At 31.4% G+C, this 2,736-nt stretch carries 3 protein-coding genes; 2 read left to right on the forward strand and 1 reads right to left on the reverse strand.

Annotated features, from left to right (window positions below; genetic code table 11):
* A partial coding sequence (locus F6K22_RS37965; protein WP_293110018.1) for a hypothetical protein occupies nucleotides 1-243 on the forward strand: 243 nt, incomplete at its 5' end.
* Nucleotides 244-370: 127 nt separating this feature from the next.
* Here the strand turns inward: F6K22_RS37965 and F6K22_RS37970 are convergent.
* Nucleotides 371-1,336, reverse strand: coding sequence for a putative 2-dehydropantoate 2-reductase (locus F6K22_RS37970; RefSeq protein ID WP_293110020.1), 966 nt, complete (start codon nucleotides 1,334-1,336; stop codon nucleotides 371-373).
* Nucleotides 1,337-1,919: 583 nt separating this feature from the next.
* Between F6K22_RS37970 and F6K22_RS37975 the strand changes: the two genes are divergently transcribed.
* On the forward strand, nucleotides 1,920-2,273 hold the full coding sequence (locus tag F6K22_RS37975) for a KGK domain-containing protein (protein WP_293110022.1): 354 nt from the start codon (nucleotides 1,920-1,922) through the stop codon (nucleotides 2,271-2,273).
* Nucleotides 2,274-2,736 lie beyond the last annotated feature (463 nt).

Here is a 2,736-nt window from a genome sequence, read left to right on the forward strand (position 1 = left end):
TTTCTGTATAAAAAAATGTTCCTTCTTCAATTATTACCAAATCTTTCTCAATTCTCTTCACTCCTCACCCCTTTTGGGACGAATGGCTATTTGCTGACGCAAAGCTCTGCTTTTCATGTTGCGGAGCAAAATGCTCCTACCACATCTAATTACACCAATGCTATCGGACTTAATATGAAGAGCTACTCTAATAGTTCCATACTTTATAAGTTTTGGTCTGATCTGAACTGTATTGGACTATAGCTACAAATATAATTTTCACAAGAGTTAGATTGTTCAACACTGTGACAAAACCAACTATAAAGAAAAATATTGTAAATGCTATCCTGAAAAAATTTATTAAATCAAAAAAAAGGTTGAAATATATCCATTATTTTATTTTCCTTTGAATTGAAAAGTTCTGTCTATTTCTAGCATCTAAAAATTTTAATTGTTGATACAGCATCCCAATTTTTGGTAACTTCACACCAACTTCACTCGCCATTCGTAAAGGGTTGTCAATAATCCCTTCTATTTCTAAAGGTCGTCGTCGTTCATAGTCAATTTTCATGCTAGTTAAATAAGGTGGTAATTTGTCAGTATGGTCTAACATTTCTTGAATATAACTATTTGGAATTTGACGCTCACAACTTTTTGCCCCCTCCAAAACTTCCCGCATTATTTCTATTACTAAATTTTTCGTATTAGCATCTCCCATCATTTCGTCAGTTCGAGCATCTAAAATTACTGATAAGCTGTTATAAGGAATATTCCAAACTAATTTTTTCCATCTTTCTAGTAGTAAATCTTCAGTGAGATTAACTCGAACTCCAGCACTTTCAAAATCCTGAGTAATCTCACGCATTTTATTAGTAATTTCCGCCAGTTGATAATTTCTGGCATATCTTCCAATTCTAATTAAACCATAATCTATATGATGAATATAACCAAAACTTACTTTATTCGAGGCAAGATTACATACTCCTCCAATTACTCTATCCTCCCCAACAATTTTGGCAATTTTTGGTTCTGCTCCTAAGCCATTTTGTAAAAGTAATACAACAGTATTTTCTTTTAATAATTGTGGGAGTAATTCTGCTAATAGATGATTTTCCGTTGTTTTTAATCCTATGAGAATTACATCACATTTTGGCATTTTATTAGTATTGTTATAGGCGTTAACTTGAGGGAGATTAAAATCGCCATCTTTTGATTTTATAATTAAGCCATTTTCCAAAACGTGCTGATAATCATTGTGTAATAAGAAATGAACTTCTAATCCTGCTTTTTGGAGTTTTGCACCATAAAAACCTCCTAGTGCGCCACTGCCAATTATGGCATAAGTATTGTTTGACATTTAATTTAATTGATATGAAATTTGACTATAGGAATATAAAATGATTCGTAAAAAAACTATAGAAGTTTAGTCATATTAATCCCATTTTTGGGTTTGGAGACTAAACCCCTACGATAAAATATTATAATCCATGAGCAGCTTGCTACATTTTTTATTTTATAGTTTTCAGCTTTAAGCATTCAGGTAAAGTCAAAACTATCGGTTGTAAAGGATTTTAATAAAATTGAAATCCTCAAATTTTTTTGTACTGCTGTAGTTAATCAAAAAGAAATAATAATGAAAGGAGAAAGTATAGCTCTATGTGCAAATCAAAAGTTAAAAGTAATCTCTAACTGAGTTTTAGTATTTATAAATTTCCTAACCTATTTGCGTAGTGTTATACATCAAGAAATTTTTGATTAGTGAAAGTCTTGTGTTATTATTAGCTAGAGAAAAGTTGGCTCGGATATTATGACTAATACATATCAACCTCTAAAACGTGATACTGATATTTTGATGATTGGAAAAGATACTTTTACTATTGAAAGATTTAAAGACTTGGTAGTAGAAAAAAATTAGAACTTCCTTCCGTGAGCACCCTATAGTGCATAGGGCAAACCGGAGTTTTAACCAGGACATAGAGGGTCGTAGTGTATTTGATGTTCTAGGGCGTATCAATAATGTTAAAATAGTTGATAATTCATCAGTAAAACTCGATCTAAAAAATATAGAGTTGATTTCTCCAACTGAAGGCATAGAATGTAATATTCTAAAATTAGGTAATTCTGAGTGGCAAACAGGTAAATTAAGAATCAATGTTATGTTCAGAAATGATTTAGATTTGAATGTAGGAGTTGTTAAATTAGAATTCTGTTATGGCGAACCCCCGCAACAAGAATCGCCATTAGATGATATTCGACAAAGAGAAGATTATCAACAACTTTTGAATAATCAATAAACCTATAACTCCCCTATTATGCACCCTGAAAATTTAAAAAACTTTTCTAATCTATCAATCAAATTATTAGAGCAATATAACTAACTTGACCGATATAAAACTCTGGTTTGTTATGACTTTATCTATTCAAATTGTTCAATGTTACTTGATTTGCATTAATAGTCTTTTTACTACCCGCTTTAATATTTCTCCTAAAGCAAATCCTCCTATAAATTCTAAGAAAGTATATATATCAATAACTCGCTCTTCATTTCCCTGAAGATTCTGGATAAAGGGAGAAAAAACAGCCGCAAGTAAAAACAGAGTTACACCTAAAATTATCGGAAAAATCAGGCATTTCTTGTCAAATACTGGAATTCAACTAACTACAGAAACCATTTGCTATCTAACTTTTGCATTCTGAGAAGATCCTGAAAAATTTCGCGCGTCAAAGGATTTTCGGCTCCATCCTCACAATTTTTGA

Origin of the sequence: Okeania sp. SIO2F4 (assembly GCF_010672385.1) — a bacterium.
Taxonomy (GTDB): Bacteria; Cyanobacteriota; Cyanobacteriia; order Cyanobacteriales; family Microcoleaceae; genus Trichodesmium.